Here is a 22,327-nt window from a genome sequence, read left to right as displayed (position 1 = left end):
CTGCTGGTCGTCCCGGTGATGCTGCTGGCCTTCCCGGTGATGCTGCTGGCCTTCCCGGTGATGCTGCTGGCCTTCCCGGTGATGCTGCTGGCCTTCCCGGTGTTGCTCCCGGTCGTCCGGTGGTGCCTGTTGGGAAGCCCGGTATAGATGGCACTCCGGGTATTGATGATGCGGGAACTCCAGCTATGCTTGGGGAGCCTGCAGGTCTGGCTGGCTGCCTTCCCGGTGTTGCTCCCGGTCGTCCGGTGGTGCCTGTTGGGAAGCCCGGTATAGATGGCAATCCGGGTATTGATGCGGGAACTCCAGCTATGCTTGGGGAGCCTGCCGGTCTGGTGCCTGGGGAGCCTGCCGGTCTGGTTCCGGGTCGCCCGGGACTCGCTGGCTGCCGTCCCGGTCTCGCTGGCTGCCGTCCGGGGGCTGCTTGGGGACGCGCTGAAATTGGCGACCTCCATTGGGGTACGGAGGTTAAGGGCAAGTTGGGAAGGCTGGAAACCTGTACGGGGGTTTGAGATTTGGGAAGTTCGGCAATCTGGGTACCGCCCGGTGTCGCTGGTCGCTGTGCTGGCGTCCACTGAGGTGGGGTTCGATCGTCTGGCAGCTTGGGCAGATTTGGCACTTGTCTGACTGGCAGGTTGGGGAGTTCGTTGCCGGCCTGGCCGCCGTCTGTTTTGAGCGGTTGAGGGGGAAGCACTGAGAATGGGTCGTTTGCTTGGCCCGGAATGGTGGTCTGTGGAATTGCTGTCCCGTTTAAAATAGCTCCGCCTGCTTTCTTTTTGCCCTCGATGTCTGCTTGAGCTTGTCTGGCGCGTTCGTCGGGATTTGTCGATCGGATCAAGCCGGGGGGCTGGGCCGCTACTACGGGAGAAGGAAATGTCTGAGCTCCTGGACTGGGACTGGCGCTGGCGCCGGGAGTTCCAGGGGTGCTGGTGGTCGGTGGCGGTGATGCTGCACCGGGAGTGAGAGTTGGACTAGGAGTGGGACTGGCCGTGTTGCCGCCGCCGTCGCCGCCGCATCCTCCGATCGAGAAAGCCAGCATTCCTATAGTTGCAAAATATAAAAGTTTACGCATTGCCGATCGCCCCAAACGCCTGAGTTTTAAGTGATCCAAATGGCTAGCGCAGTTGCTGCCCTTTGCCGTTTTAAGTTTACCTGTGTTTGATGGTATGCGATCGATTTTAAATTGCCAAGTTTTGTGATTGGACAAGATGTTGGAGCGGGCGATGGGTTTTCTGGAGCAGGTTAGGATATCAATGACCGTCGTTGTTCAACATACTGATTCAGTAAAGGCATTTTTATGGTGACAAAACTTCTTCTCCAGCGGATTTGGCGATCGGGCATTGTTTCTGCGGCTGTTTTGGCTGCTGCGGGCTCAGTGGGGGGCAGCGAGGTGCATTCTCCTTCGCATCTGGCAAGATTCTCAACAATACTTGAGAAACCGGGTGTATTGACGAAAAATCTAGGCTCTGGGGCGGTTCCTCCGCCTGAAACCAATGTGGTGGAACTGGTATCGGATGGGAGTTACCAGCAGCTCGTGAAGCGGAGCTATCCCGAAGGGAATCGCACTTTAACAGCAGACTCGGGAACCACAACTGGCAGTGTGTACTCTCAGTTTCGCAGGGGGCCGTCCAACCGCGTCCAACCCGCCTCTCCATCTGCCAATCCAAAGGTATTTCAAGCTAAAATCAAGCGCCGCGCCGGCGGGACACCGGTGATTGATGTGGTATTTAACGGTAACAAGACTTTTGAGATGATTGTCGATACTGGGGCGAGCGGCACTTTGATTACTCAGCGGATGGCGACTGCACTGGGAGTCAAAACTGTGCGTACCGACAAAGCCGGGATCGCTGACGGTAGCGTTGTCGAATTCCCGATCGGCTTGGTGCGATCGATTCGGGTTGGGGGTGCTGCGATCCAAAATGTCGAAGTGGCGATCGCCAAACAAATGGAAATTGGTCTCCTCGGTCACGATTTCTTTGGCAATTACGATGTGAAAATCAAAAAAGATGTTGTAGAATTTTATGTCCGCTGAGAACCAGCCGATTCGGAAACCGATTGTTGCTCAACTCCTGTAAAGTTTTCGCAGCCCGGTAAAAGCTGTTTTGTTTATTATTTTTTGAGGCAGTAGCCAAACGCCGCTTGCGCGCGGTACTGTTTTGAATGTTTGCAGAGCCGTATAGCCGGGAACTATTTGTTAAATTTCTGCCGCAAAAGCACGGCTGCTGTTGGTGAGAACAGTAACATTCTCCGACTGTGGATTCACAGTTGTTGAAGGCAAGGCGGTCAATTAGGCAATTCGCAAATCAAGTGGAAATTAGTTCCAAAAATGCTGCGGTAAATCTAATTTTGGTGGGCTTTGTGGGATAAAAGCGTACAAAATCTGTAAACTGATTAGCGGAAGATGTTCCGCAAAATCGGAACTCATGACGATCGAGAAATTAGTTATAGTAAATAAGGTATTCGCATGGTACAAGCGTCTGTATCTCCTGTAGTGCTGATTATTCTAGACGGCTGGGGTTATCGTGAAGAAAAAGACGGCAATGCGATCGCACAGGCGAAAACACCGGTGATGGACAGTCTCTGGGCAGCTTATCCCAGAACTCTGATTAAAACATCGGGCCGGGCGGTAGGACTTCCACAGGGGCAAATGGGCAACTCGGAGGTCGGTCACTTGAATCTGGGCGCAGGCCGCGTGGTGCCTCAAGAGTTGGTGCGGATCTCGGATGCTGTCGAAGACGGTTCTTTGCTAGAAAACCGCGCCCTGGTTCAGCTTTGCGAGAAAGTCCGCGCCACGGGCGGCAAGTTGCACCTGACTGGTCTTTGTTCCGAGGGCGGGGTTCATTCCCATCTCAGTCATATTCAGGGTTTGCTGCAATTAGCAAAGGCGCGGGGAATTTCTGAGGTTTGCATTCACGCGATTACAGACGGCCGCGATACTACTCCGAAAGAGGGTGTGGAAGCTTTAGCAAAGATTGAAAGTTATATAGAAAAGGTAGGGGTAGGTCGAATTGCGACCATCAGCGGCCGGTATTACGCGATGGACAGGGACAAGCGCTGGGATCGGGTGCAGCGCGCTTATGAGGTGATGGCAACTGAGGGCGCGCCTGATGGTCGATCGGCAGTTGATGTGTTGCAGGCCTCCTATGCTGAAGGAGTGACCGACGAGTTTGCGGTTCCGACTCGGATTGCGCCTGGAGCAGTGGCATCTGGGGACGGGATGATTTTTTTCAATTTTCGCCCCGACAGGGCTAGAGAATTGACTCAGGCCTTTGTAGCGCCGGATTTTAAGGGGTTTGAACGGCAGTTAATTGAGCCGCTGGCGTTTGCGACTTTTACTCAGTACGACCCGAAGTTGTCGGTGTTGGTGGCTTTTGAACCGCAGAATTTGAACAATATTCTGGGCGGGGTGATTTCTCAGCACGGTTTGCGGCAGTTGCGGGCGGCGGAAACTGAAAAGTACGCTCACGTGACTTATTTTTTTAATGGGGGTCTGGAAGAGCCTTTTGAGGGGGAAGACCGGGAGTTGGTGCAGAGCCCGATGGTGGCGACTTACGATGAAGCGCCGGAGATGTCGGCGGCTGAGGTGACGGATGTGGCGCTGGCGGCTTTGGAAAAGCAGATTTATTCTTTTGTGGTGCTTAACTACGCTAACCCGGATATGGTTGGTCATACCGGGATGATCGATGCGACGGTAATTGCGATCGAAACTGTGGATAAATGTTTGGGGCGGCTGTTGACCGGCATTAGTAAAGCTGGGGGTACGGCAATTATTATCGCTGACCACGGCAATGCTGAGTTGATGTTCGACGAAAATGGCAATCCCTGGACGGCTCACACTACTAACCCGGTGCCGTTTATTCTGGTAGAAGGCGAAGGTGTGAAGATTCCGGCTCACAGCACTGATGTTCCTCTGAGGGCGGACGGTTGTTTGGCTGATATTGCGCCGACTATTCTGGAGCTGTTGAGGTTGCCTCAGCCGCCGGAGATGACGGGACGTTCTATGATTGAACCGGCTGATTTTGAGGTTCGCGCTAATCGCACTCCGGTGCGGGTGCGATTGTAGTAGCGACGCAGCAGTAGGGATACGGCAGTCTCGTCTCCCTACATAAATTTCCGCCGATCGACTGGATGCGCGCGATCGACCGAATTTGATATGATAATAAATTACCGATTACTAATTACCAATTACCCCCGATCATGAATATTGTTTCTGTGTTACAAATTATCTGGTCTTTATCTGCTTTAGGACTTGTAGTTTTTGTGTTGCTGCACAGTCCTAAAGGCGACGGTATTGGAGGAATTGGCGGACAAGCTCAATTGTTTACTAGCGCTAAAAGTGCGGAAACGACTCTTAACCGGATTACTTGGGGTTTGTCTATTGTTTTTATGGGTTTGACTGTAATTTTGAGTGCTGGTTGGTTGACTCCTAAGTTATAAGATAAGGGGTTTTTAACCGTAGGCCGTTGCTCCTAGCCCGCCCTAAAGATGAAATTTAACGCCGGTGTCACATAAATTAAATATTGTGGGCCGTTGCTCCTAGCCCGCCCTAAAGATGAAATTTAACTGCGGTTGCAAAAATGCGGTTGTGGAAAGTTACGATGAAATTGCGATCGCTGGCAGTGTTTTCATTGGTTTTATATCTTAGCCTGATAATTTTTACTCACATTAATACTCCTGCTGCCAGTCTTCCTCCTCTCCCCGATAGTTGGCCTCCTCCACAGGTTCACCCTTTGCCCCCAACCCTGGCAAATTGGCAAGATTCAACTAATAGCGGCGATTATTTCGATCTAGTAAACTCACCCAATGTCGGTCATTTGCTGTGGTCTAAGTTTCCGATTCAGATTTATATTGAGCCTCCCGCTGATGCTAATAAGTCTGAAGAATGGGTGCGGGCTGTATTGGATGTTGTTCGGGAATGGGGGGTTTATTTGCCCTTGAAAGTGGTGGATAATTCCGAGGTGGCTGATATTAGAATTTTACGTCAGGCTCCGCCTTTGCGTCAAGGGGTTTTGCGATCGCGCTCCGGAGAAGCTACCTATGAATTGTACGCCCGTCGGGATGGAGATAAAACTGTGTTATCTCATCGCTTTTCGGTTTATTTGAATCCGAATCAAGTGGGTAAGTATATTCCGGCGACAGCGCGGCACGAGTTGGGCCACGCTTTGGGAATTTGGGGCCACAGTTCGATGGAAACTGATGTGCTTTATTTTTCTCAGGTTAGAAATCCTCCGTCTATTTCAGCGAGGGATGTTAATACTTTGAAACTGGTTTACGAACAGCCGACTCGGTTGGGGTGGGAATTTTAGTTGAAACTGCACACAAATTCCCGGCGAATAAAATTCGCGTCTACACAAACTTTCGTCCGCCTGCGCGGACTAAAGAAAAAAAGATTGGGATTAGTTAGTAATAGGAAATAGAAAAACCATGAAAGATGATGCTTTTGGGATTGTACCAGTTTTTTCGAGGGACGCTGATACTTCGTTTTTATTAATTCAACATCAAGCTGGACATTGGGCATTTCCCAAAGGTCACGCTGAGCCAGGGGAATCTGCATTGGAAACGGCGAAACGGGAATTAGAAGAGGAAACTGGCATCCGTGATTATGAAGTGCTGGAGGAGCCTAGTTTTGTGGAACATTATTCTTTTGTTCAGGAATCTGCTCCCACTTCTGTGAAACATTATGCCTTTGCTAAGCAAGGGGAGGTAATTGAAAAGACTGTTACTTACTTTGTGGCTTTTGTCAATTCGATGGATGTTGTTTTGCAGGTAGAGGAAGTTCAAAATTCTGCTTGGATTTCTTTTGAGGAAGCTATTAATTTGATTAGTTTTGAGGGAAATAGAGGAATTTTGAGGGAAGTTAAAGCATATTTGGACGGGAGGAAGAAAAGTTAAATGGTTTTAAGATTGGAGATTTGAGATTGAACAAATCGACCCCAACTGACTGCGATACCCGACTTATTTAAGAAGTCGGGTATTGGTCTAGAATCGGAGATTATTTTTTAATTTTCTGGGCTTTGGCGTGCTGTTGCAAGCGAGAGAAAACGTTGTAGGCATCGGGGCCGGGATTTTCGTGTTCCACAGCGCCGTCGATGGGGCCGTCGATGGCTTTCCACGCCGGAATTCCGCCTTTTAGTTCTGCTACTTTTAGGAAACCTGCTTGGCGCAAAATATCTGCTGCTTCGGCTGTTTGTGCGTCGGTTTCGCCGTAAATGTATATATCGCGCACGGTTTCGAGGCTAGATTTTGCGCGCTCTACTAATTCGTCCATTGGCATCGGTACAGCGCCAGTAATCCGACTTTTGTTGAAGCTTTCAAAATCGCGCACGTCGATGATGGTGAGTCCTGGTTCTCCCCAATCTAAACGGTCTTTGAGGTCGTGGCTGGATGCTTGGGCTTTTAAGCCGGGTGGGGTGGGAGTCACATCTGGTAGTTTTTCTTTGATGTCTGAAATTTGGTCGGGAATAGTTTTCATGGCTACTGTTGTTTTCAATGCTTTGATTGCAATGTAACGAAATGTGTATGTTGATTGCGTCTTTCTAAAGGGAGAGTCGGGTATTTAACTAAAGTCGCAGTTAAGTTGAATTGCTGGTGGTTGACTGCTGTTGGGAACGCTACATTTGTTGAGTTTGCTAACTGGTTCCGGCCCCGGATGCGGATTGTTTTGATTGAACGGTCGATTTTATATTAGTTGTCAAAAACAATGTTAGAAAAAAAATTTTGTTTTTTTACTCTGTTTTTCAGGTGCGGATCTACTCGAAAAGTCGATCGACTGCGGGGGATTTATTGCGGTATCCGCAGCCTCGGACTTCTCGGGCATGAGTTTTGAAAATTGGTATTGTTTGCAGCGGATATTTTGAAGTGCGATCGCTCGTTCGGTTGACAATTGTATCAAATGATGACAGTTTGGTCAATCCTAATTATTTTAAAATGAAATTTGCTTGGTGTTGTGCGCGGCCTCGCGCGCTATTTTGCTGAAAAGTTGAGATGTTTTTTAGCAAAATTTCTGGTAAGATTTTATACTAATAATTGGTATTTCAAGGTATGGATATGTCTGAGAACAATGAAATTGCGGTGTCTAAAACTTTGACTCCGGAACAGCAGGCGGTTTGGGATGCGAAGGCGAAAGTTCGAGTGCTGCTGAATTTGTGGGATTTGGGCGGCGGGAAGATGAAGGTGAAAAAGGGGGATTTGACTAAGCGGATTGTTCGCACTAATGAGACGAGTCAGAGATATGTGGGAGTGCTCGGTGAGTTGCAGGAAGCTGGGGCGATCGAGTATTCGCTGGTAAATCGCTTGACGCTGGTGGAATTGAGTGCGAAGGGGAAAGAAGTTTTGGCGGATGGCTTGAAAAGTCGGGATTCTCTGTTTGAGTTTGATGGTTCTCAAATCGGTACTCGGCTGGGAAATGCTTTGCTGAAGTGGATTCGGCATCAGGATGGTGCGGCGGGTGTTGGTGTGGAGACGGGGAAGGGGGATGTAGGGGCGATCGCCTCCTATGAAGATTTTAAGGTTGTGGCGATCGATGTGTACGACAAGTTGAACCGGGATTATAACTTAGACGATTTAGTGCCGATTTATCGGATGCGGCGGGCGATGGGAGACAGGATTGGGCGATCGCAATTCAATGAGTGGCTGTTGGAAATGCAGGCTAATGACATTTTTCAACTCATCGGCGGTGAAATGACCGATATCACGATCGATAAAACTCAAGACTCAATCACAACTGAACTCGGCGCACTTCGTTACTACGCCAAACGTCTAAGTTCTAAAAATTGATCTAAATCCTTTGCTTTGGTAAATTCGTTAACCTCACACAAAAGCCATGACGACTCATCCTGTTTCCTCCCTAGAAGACCTTAACGCAGCTCTTTTAAGTCAAAATCCATTTGCGAAACCTCCTTTTCTGAATGCGAGCGATGTTTGGGGAAACGAATTTTTTGATGTTGAAACAATTAATGCCCACGCCTCTGACGCTGCTTTTCATGCACTCGATCAAATTCGTACCGGTCAATACTCGACAACTTCGATCGCGATAACTGCTCAGGATGGCACAGGAAAAACTCACATTATCAGCCGCATCCGCCACCGCCTACAGGCTAAAGGAGGTGGATTGTTTGTCTACGCTAATAAATATGGCGACTTCCGGCAAATTAAGCAAGGATTCCAACGAATTTTAGCCGAAAGCCTAGGAAAAATTGGCTGCCAAGGGGTGAAACAGTGGCAGGAACTAGCAACAGCAATGAGCAATGATGCTTTAAAGGCTGCTACATCCAATCCTAAAATTTATTCTCCTCCTGACTTAGTTAAGAAATTTAAGAAGGGCAAACCATCTCAAGTAAAGAAATGGATCAAAGACCTGACTAAAACATTTTTGCAAGCCAAAGATGTCAGCGATCCAGATATTGTGAAGGCGATTCTTTGGACTCTCTCAGACGATCAATCACTTTATGCAATCAAATGGCTGGAAGGTCAAGAACTAGCTCAATACAAATCCAACGAACTGGAATTGCCCAGCCAGCGACAATCTTTTGATGCAGTTTTACAAATTTTAGATTTGATTAGCGAATATAATGAACTTGTCATTTGCTTTGACGAGTTAGACACGCCTGATGCCTACGACGATATTAGCGGCTTGCACCTCAGCCAAATTGTTGCTGGATTAATCAAAGATTTGCTGCAAAATCTCAATCGCGGTCTAATTCTCAGCGTTATGATGCCTGCTCAATGGAGCAATAAAATAAAGCAGCTACCTGGTGGAGTATCCACTAAAGTTTCGGCCTATGGAAATCCGATTGACTTAAAATACATGGATGCAGAATCAATTGTTAACTTAGTTGGCTTTTGGTTAGATAAATATTATCAACTGCGACACTTAATTGCTCTCGATCGAATTTATCCGTTCAATCAAATTCAACTCGCCGAACTTGGCAAAGCAAAACCTACTGTCAGAGAGGTTTTGAAGTGGTGCAAAGATCGCTGCAAGCCTCCTATTTTGAATCCCAGTGACAGCAGTAAAGCTCCCGATATTTCTAATCCTGTTGAAATTGCTTTCATCAAAGAGTTAGAAGAAGACGTAGAAAATTCTTTAGAAGATAATTATATGCTGGCTGATGCTATTTTATTTGGCTTTCAGAGTTTGATTGGTCAGACGGTGGAAAGGGTAACAGTTCAGTCAGCCACAGATAAAGTTAACAAACGTGGAGGCAAGGATGATTACATCAATTTCAAAGTAATTGGCAAAGACAACGGAAAAGATGTAATCATTGGAGTAGCAGTGCTTCAGTATGCTGGTGGCAGAGGGTTAGGAGCGGGTTTAAGAAGGTTAAATGATTACGAAGCTTTTAATCTGACTCGCGGTTGTTTGGTTCGTTCCCAGAGCAAAAAGATTACTTCATATTTAGAGGAAAAGTATCTTGTACCGCTCATTAAACAGCAAGGTGGAGAGTATGTCCCACTGAAAGAAGATGAAATCAAACCGCTGTTAGCTATTCGAGCTGTTCATCAGAAGCGTGATGTAGATTATGGGGTGAGTGAGGAGCAGATTTTCAATTTCATTGCAGAAAAAGGTGCCCATAAAATGCTAGGGGCTAGCAATCCCTTGCTTAAAGAGATTCTTAGCGATCCGTCCTATAATATTCCTACCGATTTGATTGAAGATGAACTTGTAACTGTAGCGGAGTCTATTATGGCAGATCGATCTGATTCAGAAGAATTAGATGAGGCTTGCGAGAATTTACTGAGCGAGTTTAATTAAGGCTTCCTAAACTATTAATTTCATATTGGGACAAATACTCTCATGTCGCTAGTCAACATTGACAAAGCTATCCGTTTACCCGTCCCAGACGTAGAAGCTTTAATCCAAGGGCGAATGATTGCAGCAATAGTTTGGCGAACGTTTAATCCGGGAGAACAATATGCACTTTATCCTGGCAATATAGCAGGTGATTTGCATTGCGATCGATATTATCGATCGCACTTTTTGCCGATTGCTCAAAAGGCACTTGCTCAGTTAAATTCAGATCGAGTTTCGATCAAAGCTTGGGCTAGGTGCGAATTCTGCAAACCACTGGATAATTCTGAACCCTTAGAGTTAGAGGCTTTGTCGCGATTAACCATCTGGAAAACAGAGGGATTGCAGCAAATTCTCCAGCAGCGTCCTTTTATTTTTGTAGCTTACCTGCGGGTTTATTTGCTACCTCAGCCGCGGGAAATGCCTGTGCATCCCAGCGGCAATTTTGTATCTTTGCCAAAATCCCTAAATGTTACTGATTCTTCACCTGTGTTGAGCGAGTCTATCTTTGCTAAACGCCGTCAAAAGCTGGAAAAACTAGAGCCGCCAGAACATCCAGAATTGGAAGAGTTGCAAAGTGCATTAGTGCATTTATCCGCCACCAACCCAAAAGCCAAACAACTAGACGCAAAAATCAAAATGTTTCTAGGTTGGAGTAGCGATAAGCCTGTAAAACCAATCAAACCGGATTTAGCTTGGATAAAGACTATAGCAACTTTGGGAAATCGCACCAAAGAACTAGATACAAACAAAAGCAACTATCAAGCAGGAACAGACTTTGAAATAGTAGTGCGCGATAGCCTTGAGTTTTTGGGATTTACCATAGATTATGCTCACAAAGGTGGTGCTGGTGGCTTAGATTTATTATGCTCCAAACCTTACCCCTTAGTTGGCGAGTGCAAATCCGGTAAAAAAATCCCTAATGATACAGCAGTTCAATTGCTGAATTTAGGAACGCTACGGCTCAAAGATCAAGAAATACTCGCAAAAGCAACTAAGTTGATTATTGGCCCTGGCGTTCCAACTACTCAACTTATGGATGCAGCAAAAAAACACGGTATGGCAATTATGAACCCTGAGACGCTTGAAAAACTGGTTAAACTTCAAAGCAACTATCCTAACTCGGTGGACTTATTTAAACTTAAAGAATACTTAAAACCGGGACAATCTGATGATGAAGTTGCTAAATATATTGAGCAAGTTGAACAAGAAATTAATGTGCGATCGCACATTCTTGCTATTCTGAAAAAGTATCACGAAAATTCTGGTTCTGAACGAGCAAGTGTCGATGCTCTTAGCGGTGCGTATTCAATGTCTAACCCACCCAAGAAGTTATCCCACGAAGAGTTACACGAAATGTTAGTAGAGCTTTCTTCTCCGCTGACAGGTTATGCAGGGCGAATTAAAGGCGAGAGTTTAGGGCGCGATCGCTTTTATTTCCTGCGCGACTTGCCGATCGATGATTGAGACTAAAAAAGGGCGCTCGCACTTCATCCACTTTCCTAAACAGAATCAGGATCTACGCCCAATTCCCGCAACCTCGCCGCCAATCTTTCCGCTTTCTGCAATTGAGCTTGTTCTGCCTTAATTAACCCTTCCACCAATGGCGGATCTAAAATTTCATTGACTGATAATCTCAGATTGGGAAATACTACAGATACCATTTCTTCACCCGGCCAGTAATTTACCTCTGTATAAATGTCATCACCTTCGAGAAATGCCATAACTCGCACCCGTTGTCTGTTTTCTGTTGGGTCAACAATTACATATTCCGGTACGTTAGCTAGTTGGTACTCTCCTCGTTTAGTTATATAATCTGCCCGCCGATCTTGGCTGACCACTTCTATTACTACTAACGGCGTTTCATCAAAGCCAAGGATGCCGGAACCGGGTCTTGCAAGAGCTTGTTCCCACAAACTTTGAGTGCAGACAACTACATCGGGAATGCGGGATGTAGCATCTTCTGTTCTCACTCCTACAGAAGTTTTTACTACTAAATCGAGATTGTGTTCAGCGAGATAACGCTGTAATTTGTAAACCCAAAATTCGCAGATGCTTGTGTGTAATGCGCTAGCCGTTGCCATCGGGATTAATTTGCCTTTGTACAGTTCGTATTTTACATCAGGATCTCCTTGATAAACTCGGTATTCTTCAAAGGTTAAAGTTGGGGAAGTATCAATTTTCTGGTCGAGTACAACTGGGGCGATCGATTGAGACATAGGTTTTGATATTAGTTGATTTTTATAGACTTTGTAGGGTGCGTCAGGTGAAGTTGTGGGGCGACGATCGAGCGTTTGCGGACTGACGCACCCTACTAACTATTGTAGATCGGATTACCATTTGGGCGAGATCCTCAACAAGGCTGTAGCTGCCTCGCTGTCGAGTGGTTTAGAGAAAAAGTACCCCTGACCGTACTCGCAGCCGATCGCCCGCATTTGAGCCAATTGGACGGCGGTTTCGACACCTTCTGCGACTACCTCCATGCCCAAACTGCGGGCCAGCATGACGATCGCCCGCACGATTTCCAAATTTTCCCCTGCGGCTCCGATGCGGCTGACAAAAGAGCGATCGACCTTCAAAATATTAATCGGGAATTTGTGCAAATAACTCAGAGACGAATAACCTGTACCGAAATCATCAATACACAATCCGATTCCCAAATCTCTCAACTGCGAAAGCATCGCCGCCGCCGCTTCCCCATCTTCCATCACCACACTCTCAGTAATCTCCAACTTCAAACAGCGAGCATCAACACCAGTTTCCTGCAAAACTTGTTTAATTTGCTCGATCGAATCGGGTTCAGAAAACTGCCTCCCCGAAAGATTTACTGCTACTGTCAGACGCGAATTTCCCGCAGATAAATTCAAACTCTGCCACTGAATAATTTGGCGGCAGCTTTCATTCAAAACCCACAAACCCAAAGGCATAATTAAGCCTGTTTCCTCAGCCATCGCAATAAATTCCATCGGGGAAACCAAACCCCGTTCCGGGTGCAGCCAGCGCACCAGCGCTTCAAATCCAATAACTGAGCCGCTTTTCAAACAAACGATCGGCTGATAATAAACAGTAAAAGGACATTCCAATTGAGGGGGAGCAAATTGCGATTTCCGACGTTCCCGCCAACGGTCAATTTCGCCGGGCGGCAAGTTTGGGCCCACCTGCCCACTTCCGAAATCCACCATCGAAGATGTCAAATTTAGTTCTTCAACCGACTCCCGCAAATCGTGTTCCAAGTGCATCAAAGCCACAGCCCGAGTGTGCATCGCACTGGTAAACACTTCGTAGCGAGCTTTACCGAGAGCTTTGGCGCGGTACATCGCAATATCAGCATCGCGCAAAATATCTCCCGGCAACTGATATTTGTCTGTACTCAAAGCAATGCCGATACTAGCAGTAATTAAAACTTTATGACCTTCGAGATAAAGCGGTCGTTCGATCGCCTTGAGAATTCGCTTTGCTTGGGCGATCGCCTCATCAATACCTTGAATTTCTTCGAGCAAAATCACAAACTCATCTCCCCCGAGACGAGCCGCCGTATCGCCCGGTCGCAAACAAGTCAAGAGACGGCGAGCCACAGCCACCAACAGCCGATCGCCCGTGCCGTGTCCCTGACTGTCATTAATCACCTTAAACCTGTCCAAATCCAGAAACAGCACTGCAAACTGATAGTTCGGATGCCGTTTGACGCGGGCAAAAGCTTGCCCCAACCTGTCAGTCAACAAAGCGCGGTTCGGCAACTCTGTCAGCGCGTCGTGAAAAGCATCGTGCAACAATTGGTCTTCAGCCGCCTTGCGCTCAGTCACGTCGTGACAGTTGACGACAATTCCCCGCACCGAAGGTTCAGCCAGCAAATTCGTCGCCACCGCTTCGACAACGCACCAGAAACCGTCCTTGTGCCACACTCGGTATTCCGCCAATCCCATGCCAACTCTCGGCATTTCCATCACACCTTGGAAAACTTGAGCCACCATCGGCAATTCGTCGGGGTGAATCAAGTCAAATACAGAGCGGCCGAGCACTTCCGCCGTCGGGTAGCCCAAAATCCGCTCGGCGGAGGGAGAGACGTAGCGGCAAAAGCCTTTCTCGTCGAGTATCACAATAATGTCTCTAGCATTTTCGATCAGCGAGCGAAAACGCTTCTCGCTTTGCCGCAGTTCTTGTTCCGTGCGCTTGCGATCGGTAATGTCAGTATTCATGTAAATCAGACCGACAATTTTCCCTGCGGGGTCTTTAATCGCATCGGCCCGCAGCAGCACTTGCAAAATTTCGCCGTTTTTAGTGCGGTTGGTAACTTCACCAGACCAAGAATAACCTCGGGCGATCGTGTCAAGTACCTCCCTGGCGACTGCAGGATCTGCAAAAACTGCAGGTACACCTCCAGCCCGTTTAAATTCTTCTGCGGTGTCCCATTCAAATAGCTGAGAAAACGCTGGATTTTGATAAATGTGAGCGCCGTTGGCATCACTCATGCCGATCGCGTCGCTCGAACTTTCCACCGCCTTGCGAGTCAGCACCAGAGCTTCTTCTGCCAGCTTGCGTTCGGTAATGTCAATCCCTACCAGACAAGCGGCGTTTCCCCGATCGTACTTTTGAGCCACAATCAAATAATGTCCCGGCGACTTTCCGCCGTCCGTTTTCACCTTAGCGCTGAGTTCTTTAACAGTTTCCGTAGCGTCACCGGCAAAAAAATCCACCACAAAAGAGTGAAAATCCGAGCTAGCGCCCAGAAAACCGATATCTTGACCGACAAAGGCCGAGGGCGACAAACCGTGCAGTTTAGCTAAGTGGCTGTTCACCCCCAAATAGCGCAAATCCGAGCTAATCCAAGATACTATACCCGGAACAGCTTCTAAAATCGTTTGCAGTTGGTCGTTAGCTTGCTGCAAAGCTTGCTGAACTTCTATGCGTTCGGATAAATCAGATTGAGTTCCGACAAAGTGACTCAAATTACCGCTGTCGTCTCGCAGGGGAGATAGCGACAATTTGTTCCAAAAAGGAGTGCCGTCTTTGCGGTAATTTTTGATTGTCACCTGCAACGATCGACCTTGGCGCAAGGCTTCGCGGATCTTAGCTAGCGTAGTTCGATCGGTATCCGGGCCTTGCAAAAATCGGCAGTTGCGCCCCAAGATTTCAGCGGCGCAGTAACCCGTGATCCGTTCAAAGGCCCGATTGCAATAAATTATCGGACAGTCGGGTGCAATCGCGTCAGCAATGACAATACCGCTGCTAGTAGCTGCTAAAGCTCGATCGCGCAGCCAAAGTGCATCCGACGCAGTATGGCGATCGGCCGCACCCTCCACTTCACCTAAATTAGAAATTGACTGGTTCTCCCGATTTCCCATCAGCCGAACTTTCAAGCAAACCTTTACAATTTCCGAGTTGTTTCTTACTTTAACGTTTTTCTGGACTCGCGCCACGTAAATTGTATATTGGCGGTGAACTACCGACACGAGCCCCGACCCAGAGCATAGGGGCTGCCTGTCCAAAAGCATAATAGTAGATTTCTTGCCTCCTCTACTACTGCGACTTACATCTGGGCGGCAGGCTGCACCCTCTCTTCCAGAGGTCAAAATTCGTAATCCTCGATCGAGAAAGTTAATAGCTGAGTGTATATCCCTGTCGTGTTTAGTATCGCACTGTTACCCGATAGCTTCTTACATTTAGCCACAAGCTACCGACTTGATGGAGGCACGCATGACAAGTTTTTGAACTCGGGAAAAATCTATCTACTTCTGGTAAGCGAGAGTGGCAGGTTTGGGTATAAAAACCCACGTTGTCAAACGTAAGATTTAAACAAGGACACCGTATTTCGCTCCGCTACCCGTCTGGAAATACATCTTTTTTTTTAACGGGCCGCTACTGGCACAACTCAATTTTTTAATTTCTTTTCTACACCCCACACCCATAGCCTTGTCTTTGTAAATCTTCCCGGACATCTCTGCTTTGTATTTAAGCATTGTGCAAAACATCCCCCACCCAACCTGATGAATCGATTTAGCTAAGCAGCGGTTTTCCATCATCCCCAAAACCTTGATATTTGCCACCACCATCACTTGGTTTTCGTTAACTATCCTACGCGATCGCTTGTGGATAAAATCTTCGCGCCAGTTAGTAATTTTCCGGTTAATTCTAGCAACAAATCGATCATATCCGTTTTTGGATACGGTTGCGGTCTGAATTTTGCCCTCAACTAATCTCTGAATAATTGCCGTTACATTCCCTAGTTTTGGTAGCGTAAGGTTTTAGGCATTTAAATTGTCTGTTATCAAACGATACAACAATCATGACCGCTCCCAAAACCCGCCCTGAATATACAAGTTTAATCTGCGAGAGCTTAACAAGTATCAGCAACTTTAACAGACCATAATGTATTTAACTATCGCCCTGTTTTGATTGGAAGCTATGGTATTTAGCTGTATTTTAAAAGAAGTTATTAAAAGCTGCTCCCCGATTTCAGTAGATTTGCAGCCAGCATTGTTAGGAATGACAATTAAATAACTTGCAATCTTTATTGTTCTTGTGGGATGGGCGGGACAGCCCGTCCCACAAACTTGTCTAAATTATTTAATTCACGATCCTTAAGCTGTCGCGCAAATAAACATTGCATATTTAGGGCGGGAGCTCCTGCCCACCCCACAATAATTTTATTATTTTGTGAGACACAGTTTAAATACCGCAACAGCTTAGGATGTTTGACCGAACCGTTCACGCTCTTTATTTAATTGTGGAATTAGCTTTTTAACTTGATATCCAGATGGGTATTTGCTAGTCTATTTGTATGTTTGGTTCATCAAATTCAGACAAGAATTTTCCAGCCGAGGACAACTACTAAAAGCTTTTGCTAATAACTGCTGTTGTTAGATATCTGAATCGAATCTGACTTTGACAACCTTTAAACTCAAGCGAGTGAAATCAATTTGCTGCAAAATAGTCTAACACAAGATTTATTCGTTGCCGACCTGTCCTTCTCCTTCGTGCTGTCGCAGATTGGTCACAAGAGTGTCGTCAACTCGCGTGCAATTCATGTCAACGCCTGCTTGTCGGGTGTGAGGTTTCTTGCTGTTTTAGTTACAAAATATGGCTCGAACAGGTAATTTTTGTGAGTTTTTAGAGAAAAATTTGAGGTTGGTGCAGGTGCAATATTGGCGGGTTGGTGCAAGCAGCAGCGAAAAATTGAATTTCAGTCTGCCAACATTAGAGTCTATTGGTAGAATCGGTCTGACCGCGCCTTACTCAAGCCTCAAGAGTATAAAAAAAGACTCGTTGTGGAAGTGACTAATTTATAGCGATAAATGTCAGAAAATAAGTTAAAGTTACATGAGAAAGCTTGAATAAAGATGTGTAATGTTGCACCCACACCCTTGGCCGGAGACAATTGAAGAGGCGATCGCCATTCAAGAACAGCTTCGGTCATTGGTAATTACCGAAAATCAACTGTCAACAGTTCGGTATGTCGCAGGGGTAGATGTCGGCTACGACAGTGCAAACAGCGTGTCGCTGGCGGCTGTCACAGTTCTGAGCTTTCCCGATTTGCAATTGCAGCAGCAGTCTGTGATTCGCAGTGCTACAGCTTTTCCTTATGTTCCAGGTTTCCTGTCTTTTCGGGAGGTGCCGGCTGTCCTGGAGGCGTTAGAAAATATCAGTTTGAAACCAGATTTGATCTTGTGCGACGGTCAAGGACTCGCTCACCCCCGCAGGTTCGGTCTTGCCTGCCATTTGGGAGTTTTGACGGGAATTGCGACGATCGGAGTTGCCAAAACTCGCTTTGTTGGGGAACATTCAGAAGTAGGGATCGAACGGGGCAGTTGGCAGCCCTTGCTGGAAGAGGGCTCGATCGTAGGGGCAGCGCTGAGGACGCAAACAGGGGTAAAACCGATGTATGTATCGATCGGTCACAGAATAAACTTGATAAGTGCGATCGAGTACGTCCTGCGCTGCACTCCGAGATATCGCTTGCCTGAAACAACTCGATCGGCCGATCGGCTAACAGCGGGATAAGTGGCAAGCCCCGAAGGCACGAGTCGATTTGAGATTTGACTTGCAGCATTGCATCGGGGAGATTGAACAGGGGTCTCAAATTTTGAATTTTTTCCGACTGAAGTCGGAAAGTCAAGTATCCGTTTTGGGACGGGTTCAAAAAAATGAAAAGTAAAAAGACAAAAAAAGCATCCGTCTTGGGACTTTTAATTTTTGAAATATTGTCACCCTGTCAAAAAATTCTTTGAGTCTACCGCCAGTGTGCTTTCGATTCCATCCTTCTAGCGAACTAAAGAATGACTATACCTGAGAAAGAGGTATAAAATTTGGAAGGTTTATAGAATGATTGAAAGACAGTAAAGTGCTCAAACATTGGTGGCTCTAACTGCAGTGCCCGGGCGTGAACTATTTTTAGTTCACATTAGTAAATTAGAAAAGAGTCATTGTGCCAGTTAAACCAAGAGTTTAAATTTGTGTGATGACGTTTGATAATTTACCGTCTGATATCTCACCACTGACTGGGACTACCAACTACAGTGGGAGGCGAAGGCGCGATCGAGCTAAAAAATCAGAAAAAACACAAGGAGACAGTCATGGCTGAGAAAAGCAAACGGGGATTCGCTTCTATGGACGCCGAAAAACAGCGCGCAATTGCTAGCAAAGGCGGAAAAGCAGCGCACGCAAAAGGAACTGCCCACGAATTCACCCCTGAAGAAGCCAGAGAAGCGGGTCAAAAAGGCGGCGAAGCTGTCAGCAGAAATCGCGAACACATGGCTCAAATTGGTCGCGAAGGCGGTCGGAAAAGTCGCAAGAGCGAAGGTTAAGCCTCTTAAAGCCTGGCCTGCTGTGAAACTAGGAGAGGCTGGCGTTTGAGGAGGTGGGGCGATCGAATTCACCCAATCAGCGAGTTCGACCGCCACCTCGGAAAATCGCAAACAGTCAGGGCTCCGCTTCGCAACTGTCAAAACCCCCCTGCCACGAGTTATTAGCAATCGCGGGCAAATCAATAAGTAAGCGCGACTCTGGTGAAGAATTTTGCAGAAAAGAAAAGCTGGCAAGCTGCGCGAGTCAGCTTCTCAAAAAAAGCCAATCAGAGCACTAAAAGCCCCGAATTCGGGGCTTTTTTGTGGAAATCCACAAAATATTTTTTGACAAGTATGAAGTATACAGCGGGCGATCGCGCGCTGGCTAGAAACCAGGTTTGTTTGTAGATTTCTGGTTCTTCTAAAAGTCGTAGAAATCGGGTTTCTAGCCCGGGCGGGCGTAACCCACAAAGCTATCCTATAAGGACGGGGTTTTCAACCCAATTTTCTGATAAATCAGTTAAGATTTTTTTAGATTTTCAGGAAAGTATAGAATCATGACAAACCAGCTCACTTTAACATGGACAGAGGCTGGGGTGCGTCAAACTCAGACGATTCAAAACGGACAGCTAAGCAAAAATTCGGGAACCGTGAGGCTGGGGCGCGATCGAGCCAAGTGCGATCTAGTATTTTTGGATCGCAGCGTATCGGGGCTCCACGTCGAAATATTTTTTAATCAGGAATTGCAGGAGTATGCGGTGCGGAATTTGCGCCCCAGCAATCCCCCGCTGGTTGACGGAAAAATTCTCGCATCGGGCGAAGCAATATTGAGATCCGACAGCCGCATCCAGTTAGGCCAAGTGCAAATCGATGTGGTGTCTGCGCCTGCGGTGCAGGTAGCCGCGCCGGAGACAGTTTTGCTCGGGCCTGGGGTTCCAAGTTCTTGCTCGCCGACGGGCCCTTCAAAATATGGTTTGCAGTGTCCCCATTGCAGCCGTATTTCGCCTTACGCGCACTTGAATGCGGGGTGTGTGTGGTGCGGTACTTCTCTGGCGGCGGCGACGAGTGTGGTGCTTTCTCCGTAATGGTGGGAAAAAGGGAAAATTGAGCGGGAGTGAGTCGATTTTCCCTTGGAGCGATCGGGATTTTGGATTGGCGCTGCAGCATCAGACATAAAAAAGCGATTGAGTGCAAGATATCTATTAGAATCTGGGAGATTCAACCAGATTCTAAAATTTGGGGCCGACGGTGACGAGTGTCGGAAACTTGTATCGGTTTTTGGGCGATCGCCGGTGCTAGGATCGTGCTGAAAACCGCAGCTAATTTTGGCTTCTTAACACTTTTAGACACCATTCAATCCAAAATTTTAAACATCAGAGATAATATGCACCATTGGCAATCCACACTTTAAGTAGGACTCGCAGCGCATTTTCCCGAACCCGATTTCACGCCAAATATTGGGATGAACAACCAGAAATCAACGGATCTTTCCGGTTTCTAGCTCGCCATGCGTCTAAAACTACTAAAGTTTTTGCTATCAGCCCTCATCTCAAATCGCATCTGTCAAATTCAAAAATCTTTTTTCGCAGAAAGCTCAAAGCCGACGGCTAATGTTTAAAAAATCAGAATGAATCCTCAACCCTTGCGCCTGCGACTGACTTGGAAAGATACAGCTACGGGGGATTGTCGCTCCCCCATCCTCGACTTGCCCATCGCTTTGGGACGAATTTTTGAAGCTATGCCCGCCACAATCAATGGGAAACGAGTTTCTCGGATTGCCCTTAGTAGCAGTCAAATTTCTCGCTTTCACGGAGTGATTGCCACCGAAGGCAACAGTATTGTCGTCACTGATACGGGCAGCCGCAACGGTACTTTTGTCAACGGTACTCGCCAAACTCGGTGCATCCTGGCAAATGGGGATATGTTGCAAATCGGGCCCTACGCGATCGGCATTTCATTTGCTGTTAATTCCGCAGAAACCCACTCTGTCAATTCTCACATTTTCTTTAACCCGCAGACCAATGGGCCAGACCCAGCCCTCGGGCCGGAAATGGTGTCGCCGCTTCCTCAAACATTTAGTAGCCGAGAATTTCCGCCGATCGCATTTTTGCAAGCTTCTCGAGTGACAATGCGATCGCTCCAATCGATGGGATTCCCTGTATTTGAAGTTGATTGGGCTGCTGTTGGCGGCGGTTTGGGTAGCTTTATTTGGGTAGATTTGCTGAGAATTTGTGGTGTCAAAGTCGATCGAATTGCGGTTTTGGGCATGGAAAACCAGCCTTACGCCCGCTACCGCCGGTTGTGCCTAAATTCTCAAATTCCGCTGCGGGAACGGCTGCGATCGAATTCTGACTCTTGTCCAGACAACATTTGGGGCTGGCCTCCCTATGCTTTGCGGGAAAGTTGGCAGGAATTGCTCAAAGGGCGTTTGGGGATGTCGCTGAAGTTGATGTGGCAGGTGTTTGCGGAACCGACTTTTGCCGAAACTTATACGCCTCGGGCGGGGAATGTGTTTGATTCTATTGACAGGGAAATTCTGCGAATTGGGTGGAATCAGATGTTTCGCTACGGGAGAGTGTTGGCAATTCGCAAAACTGATGACGGCAGGTACGCCATCGCTTATTCTCGATCGAATGCCAACCAGCGAAACCGCGCTTTTTTAATCGCCAAATATGTACATTTAGCCACCGGCTATCCCGCCATTCAATTCCTGCCAGACTTACAAAAATACCGCGAACAAACCCAGGATTTTAAGTCAGTTGTCAACGCTTACGAAAGCCACGACAGCGTTTACCAAAAGTTGGAAGCCAAGGGTGGCAGCGTGTTAATTAGAGGCCGGGGGATTGTGGCTTCGCGGGTGCTGCAGCGAATTTACGAAGCCAGACAGCAAAACCGCGACATTCAAGTATTGCATTTGATGCGATCGCCCAAACCCCAAGGCAACAAATTTAACCTCGCCGTGCGACAAGTCGAAAATCACTACGAATTTCAACCTTTCAACTGGCCAAAAGCCTCCTGGGGCGGGGAATTGCGAGTAATGTTGGAAAAAGTCGCCCCCGAATTTCGCCCGCAGTTACTCGCAGACTGGGGCGGCACCACTACCGCCAACCGCAGCGACTGGCGGCGCATTGTCAAAGAAGGTTTAAGTCAGGGATGGTATCAAATTACCTTCGGCGAAGTCGAGCGAGTCGAGCGTGACAGTCAAAGGCGCACAGTGACGTACATTCAGGCAAAAGAACTCAAGGGGCAAATTAAGTTAGAAGCTGATTTTATTATTGACGCTACAGGTTTGGACGCTAAGGTAAAAACCAGTCCCTTCCTCAACGATTTGGTAGTTCAATACAATCTTCCCCTCAACGATTTAGGGAGGCTGAGCGTGGACAACGATTTTGAAGTCCCCGAATTGCGTAACACCTCTGCTAGCAGCCCAGAAGGCCGGGTATACGCAGCCGGCGCGATTACTTTGGGAGGGGCTTACGCACCTGTAGACAGCTTTTTGGGCTTGCAATACGCCGCCCTGCGTTCTGTTAAAAGTCTGGCCACCAACCGAGTTTCTGGTGTCCGCAAATTGAGCGTTTGGCGATCGTTCGTGCAATGGTTAAAGTGGATTTTCAATAAATCTCCCGGCTAATTTGAAGAAGTCAGTAGTTATTGGTTATTTGTTATTGGTTATTGGTTATTGGTTATTGGTTATTTGTTATTGGTTATTTGTTATTTGTTATTGGTTATTGGTTATTGGTTATTGGTTATTGGTTATTGG

Annotated in this window: 19 protein-coding genes; 13 read left to right on the top strand and 6 right to left on the bottom strand. The window is 47.2% G+C overall.

Features of this window, described 5'->3' with window-relative positions:
• Nucleotides 1-1,204 (bottom strand): hypothetical protein (locus tag IQ270_RS18105; RefSeq protein WP_193974541.1); only part of this gene is annotated, 1,204 nt, incomplete at its 3' end.
• Nucleotides 1,205-1,294: 90 nt separating this feature from the next.
• Here IQ270_RS18105 and IQ270_RS18100 point away from each other — a divergent pair.
• The 5 genes from IQ270_RS18100 (at nt 1,295) to IQ270_RS18080 (ending at nt 5,889) form a co-directional block, all read left to right on the top strand.
• Nucleotides 1,295-2,029, top strand: coding sequence for a TIGR02281 family clan AA aspartic protease (locus IQ270_RS18100; protein ID WP_193974540.1), 735 nt, complete (start codon nt 1,295-1,297; stop codon nt 2,027-2,029).
• A gap of 432 nt (nt 2,030-2,461) precedes the next feature.
• A complete protein-coding gene (gene gpmI, locus IQ270_RS18095) occupies nt 2,462-4,060 on the top strand; it encodes a 2,3-bisphosphoglycerate-independent phosphoglycerate mutase (RefSeq protein WP_193974539.1) in 1,599 nt (532 codons plus the stop codon).
• A gap of 134 nt (nt 4,061-4,194) precedes the next feature.
• Nucleotides 4,195-4,434: a preprotein translocase subunit SecG gene (secG, locus tag IQ270_RS18090; RefSeq protein ID WP_193974538.1), complete on the top strand. Its 240-nt coding sequence runs from the start codon at nt 4,195-4,197 to the stop codon at nt 4,432-4,434.
• A 140-nt stretch (nt 4,435-4,574) separates the two neighbouring features.
• Nucleotides 4,575-5,303: a peptidase gene (locus tag IQ270_RS18085; protein WP_193974537.1), complete on the top strand. Its 729-nt coding sequence runs from the start codon at nt 4,575-4,577 to the stop codon at nt 5,301-5,303.
• 118 nt (nt 5,304-5,421) lie between these two features.
• Nucleotides 5,422-5,889 (top strand): bis(5'-nucleosyl)-tetraphosphatase, encoded by a 468-nt coding sequence (locus IQ270_RS18080; RefSeq protein ID WP_193974536.1) that lies wholly within the window; start codon nt 5,422-5,424, stop codon nt 5,887-5,889.
• A 100-nt stretch (nt 5,890-5,989) separates the two neighbouring features.
• On the opposite strand, the gene IQ270_RS18075 is transcribed toward IQ270_RS18080, so the two are convergent.
• Nucleotides 5,990-6,487, bottom strand: coding sequence for a rhodanese-like domain-containing protein (locus IQ270_RS18075; RefSeq protein ID WP_368670133.1), 498 nt, complete (start codon nt 6,485-6,487; stop codon nt 5,990-5,992).
• A 259-nt stretch (nt 6,488-6,746) separates the two neighbouring features.
• Complete coding sequence (locus IQ270_RS18070) at nt 6,747-6,908, bottom strand: hypothetical protein (RefSeq protein WP_193974535.1); 162 nt, start codon at nt 6,906-6,908, stop codon at nt 6,747-6,749.
• Nucleotides 6,909-7,044: 136 nt separating this feature from the next.
• Here IQ270_RS18070 and IQ270_RS18065 point away from each other — a divergent pair, with 136 nt between their 5' ends.
• The 3 genes from IQ270_RS18065 to IQ270_RS18055 are packed head-to-tail and all read left to right on the top strand — an operon-like array spanning nt 7,045 to nt 11,254.
• A complete protein-coding gene (locus IQ270_RS18065; protein WP_193974534.1) occupies nt 7,045-7,773 on the top strand; it encodes a hypothetical protein in 729 nt (242 codons plus the stop codon).
• Between the two features lie 46 nt (nt 7,774-7,819).
• On the top strand, nt 7,820-9,751 hold the full coding sequence (locus tag IQ270_RS18060; protein ID WP_193974533.1) for an ATP-binding protein: 1,932 nt from the start codon (nt 7,820-7,822) through the stop codon (nt 9,749-9,751).
• A gap of 42 nt (nt 9,752-9,793) precedes the next feature.
• On the top strand, nt 9,794-11,254 hold the full coding sequence (locus tag IQ270_RS18055) for a DUF1802 family protein (protein WP_193974532.1): 1,461 nt from the start codon (nt 9,794-9,796) through the stop codon (nt 11,252-11,254).
• Nucleotides 11,255-11,289: 35 nt separating this feature from the next.
• Here the strand turns inward: IQ270_RS18055 and IQ270_RS18050 are convergent, their stop codons facing one another.
• The 3 genes from IQ270_RS18050 to IQ270_RS32360 all read right to left on the bottom strand — a co-directional run bounded on the left by IQ270_RS18050 (nt 11,290) and on the right by IQ270_RS32360 (nt 15,840).
• Nucleotides 11,290-12,006, bottom strand: coding sequence for a Uma2 family endonuclease (locus tag IQ270_RS18050; protein WP_193974531.1), 717 nt, complete (start codon nt 12,004-12,006; stop codon nt 11,290-11,292).
• A gap of 114 nt (nt 12,007-12,120) precedes the next feature.
• Entirely contained in the window at nt 12,121-15,357 is a 3,237-nt protein-coding gene (locus tag IQ270_RS18045; protein WP_228056475.1) for a bifunctional diguanylate cyclase/phosphodiesterase, read from the bottom strand.
• Between the two features lie 219 nt (nt 15,358-15,576).
• Nucleotides 15,577-15,840 carry a hypothetical protein gene (locus IQ270_RS32360; RefSeq protein ID WP_339384218.1) on the bottom strand — a complete coding sequence of 88 codons (264 nt, stop codon included), beginning with the start codon at nt 15,838-15,840 and terminating at the stop codon, nt 15,577-15,579.
• A gap of 1,291 nt (nt 15,841-17,131) precedes the next feature.
• Here IQ270_RS32360 and nfi point away from each other — a divergent pair.
• The 5 genes from nfi (at nt 17,132) to IQ270_RS18015 (ending at nt 22,198) form a co-directional block, all read left to right on the top strand.
• Nucleotides 17,132-17,785 (top strand): deoxyribonuclease V, encoded by a 654-nt coding sequence (gene nfi / locus IQ270_RS18035; protein ID WP_193974530.1) that lies wholly within the window; start codon nt 17,132-17,134, stop codon nt 17,783-17,785.
• A gap of 572 nt (nt 17,786-18,357) precedes the next feature.
• A complete protein-coding gene (locus tag IQ270_RS18030) occupies nt 18,358-18,588 on the top strand; it encodes a KGG domain-containing protein (RefSeq protein WP_193974529.1) in 231 nt (76 codons plus the stop codon).
• A 536-nt stretch (nt 18,589-19,124) separates the two neighbouring features.
• A complete protein-coding gene (locus tag IQ270_RS18025; protein WP_193974528.1) occupies nt 19,125-19,652 on the top strand; it encodes an FHA domain-containing protein in 528 nt (175 codons plus the stop codon).
• A 170-nt stretch (nt 19,653-19,822) separates the two neighbouring features.
• Complete coding sequence (locus IQ270_RS18020; protein WP_193974527.1) at nt 19,823-19,978, top strand: hypothetical protein; 156 nt, start codon at nt 19,823-19,825, stop codon at nt 19,976-19,978.
• A 216-nt stretch (nt 19,979-20,194) separates the two neighbouring features.
• A complete protein-coding gene (locus IQ270_RS18015) occupies nt 20,195-22,198 on the top strand; it encodes an FHA domain-containing protein (protein WP_193974526.1) in 2,004 nt (667 codons plus the stop codon).
• Nucleotides 22,199-22,327: the final 129 nt, after the last annotated feature.

Source organism: Microcoleus sp. LEGE 07076 (genome assembly GCF_015207455.1).
Classification (GTDB): domain Bacteria; phylum Cyanobacteriota; class Cyanobacteriia; order Cyanobacteriales; family Microcoleaceae; genus Microcoleus.
Note: the sequence above shows the minus strand (reverse complement) of the source record. Positions and strands in the feature narration are given on the sequence as shown.

Excerpts from the sequence above, each read along its gene's own strand:
- secG (WP_193974538.1), top strand. The coding sequence starts at position 4,195 with ATGAATATTGTTTCTGTGTTACAAATTATCTGGTCTTTATCTGCTTTA.
- gpmI (WP_193974539.1), top strand. The coding sequence starts at position 2,462 with ATGGTACAAGCGTCTGTATCTCCTGTAGTGCTGATTATTCTAGACGGC.
- IQ270_RS18065 (WP_193974534.1), top strand. The coding sequence starts at position 7,045 with ATGTCTGAGAACAATGAAATTGCGGTGTCTAAAACTTTGACTCCGGAA.
- IQ270_RS18100 (WP_193974540.1), top strand. The coding sequence starts at position 1,295 with ATGGTGACAAAACTTCTTCTCCAGCGGATTTGGCGATCGGGCATTGTT.
- IQ270_RS18030 (WP_193974529.1), top strand. The coding sequence starts at position 18,358 with ATGGCTGAGAAAAGCAAACGGGGATTCGCTTCTATGGACGCCGAAAAA.
- nfi (WP_193974530.1), top strand. The coding sequence starts at position 17,132 with ATGTTGCACCCACACCCTTGGCCGGAGACAATTGAAGAGGCGATCGCC.
- IQ270_RS18055 (WP_193974532.1), top strand. The coding sequence starts at position 9,794 with ATGTCGCTAGTCAACATTGACAAAGCTATCCGTTTACCCGTCCCAGAC.
- IQ270_RS18050 (WP_193974531.1), bottom strand. The coding sequence starts at position 12,006 with ATGTCTCAATCGATCGCCCCAGTTGTACTCGACCAGAAAATTGATACT.
- IQ270_RS18080 (WP_193974536.1), top strand. The coding sequence starts at position 5,422 with ATGAAAGATGATGCTTTTGGGATTGTACCAGTTTTTTCGAGGGACGCT.
- IQ270_RS18085 (WP_193974537.1), top strand. The coding sequence starts at position 4,575 with ATGCGGTTGTGGAAAGTTACGATGAAATTGCGATCGCTGGCAGTGTTT.
- IQ270_RS18060 (WP_193974533.1), top strand. The coding sequence starts at position 7,820 with ATGACGACTCATCCTGTTTCCTCCCTAGAAGACCTTAACGCAGCTCTT.
- IQ270_RS18025 (WP_193974528.1), top strand. The coding sequence starts at position 19,125 with ATGACAAACCAGCTCACTTTAACATGGACAGAGGCTGGGGTGCGTCAA.
- IQ270_RS18015 (WP_193974526.1), top strand. The coding sequence starts at position 20,195 with ATGAATCCTCAACCCTTGCGCCTGCGACTGACTTGGAAAGATACAGCT.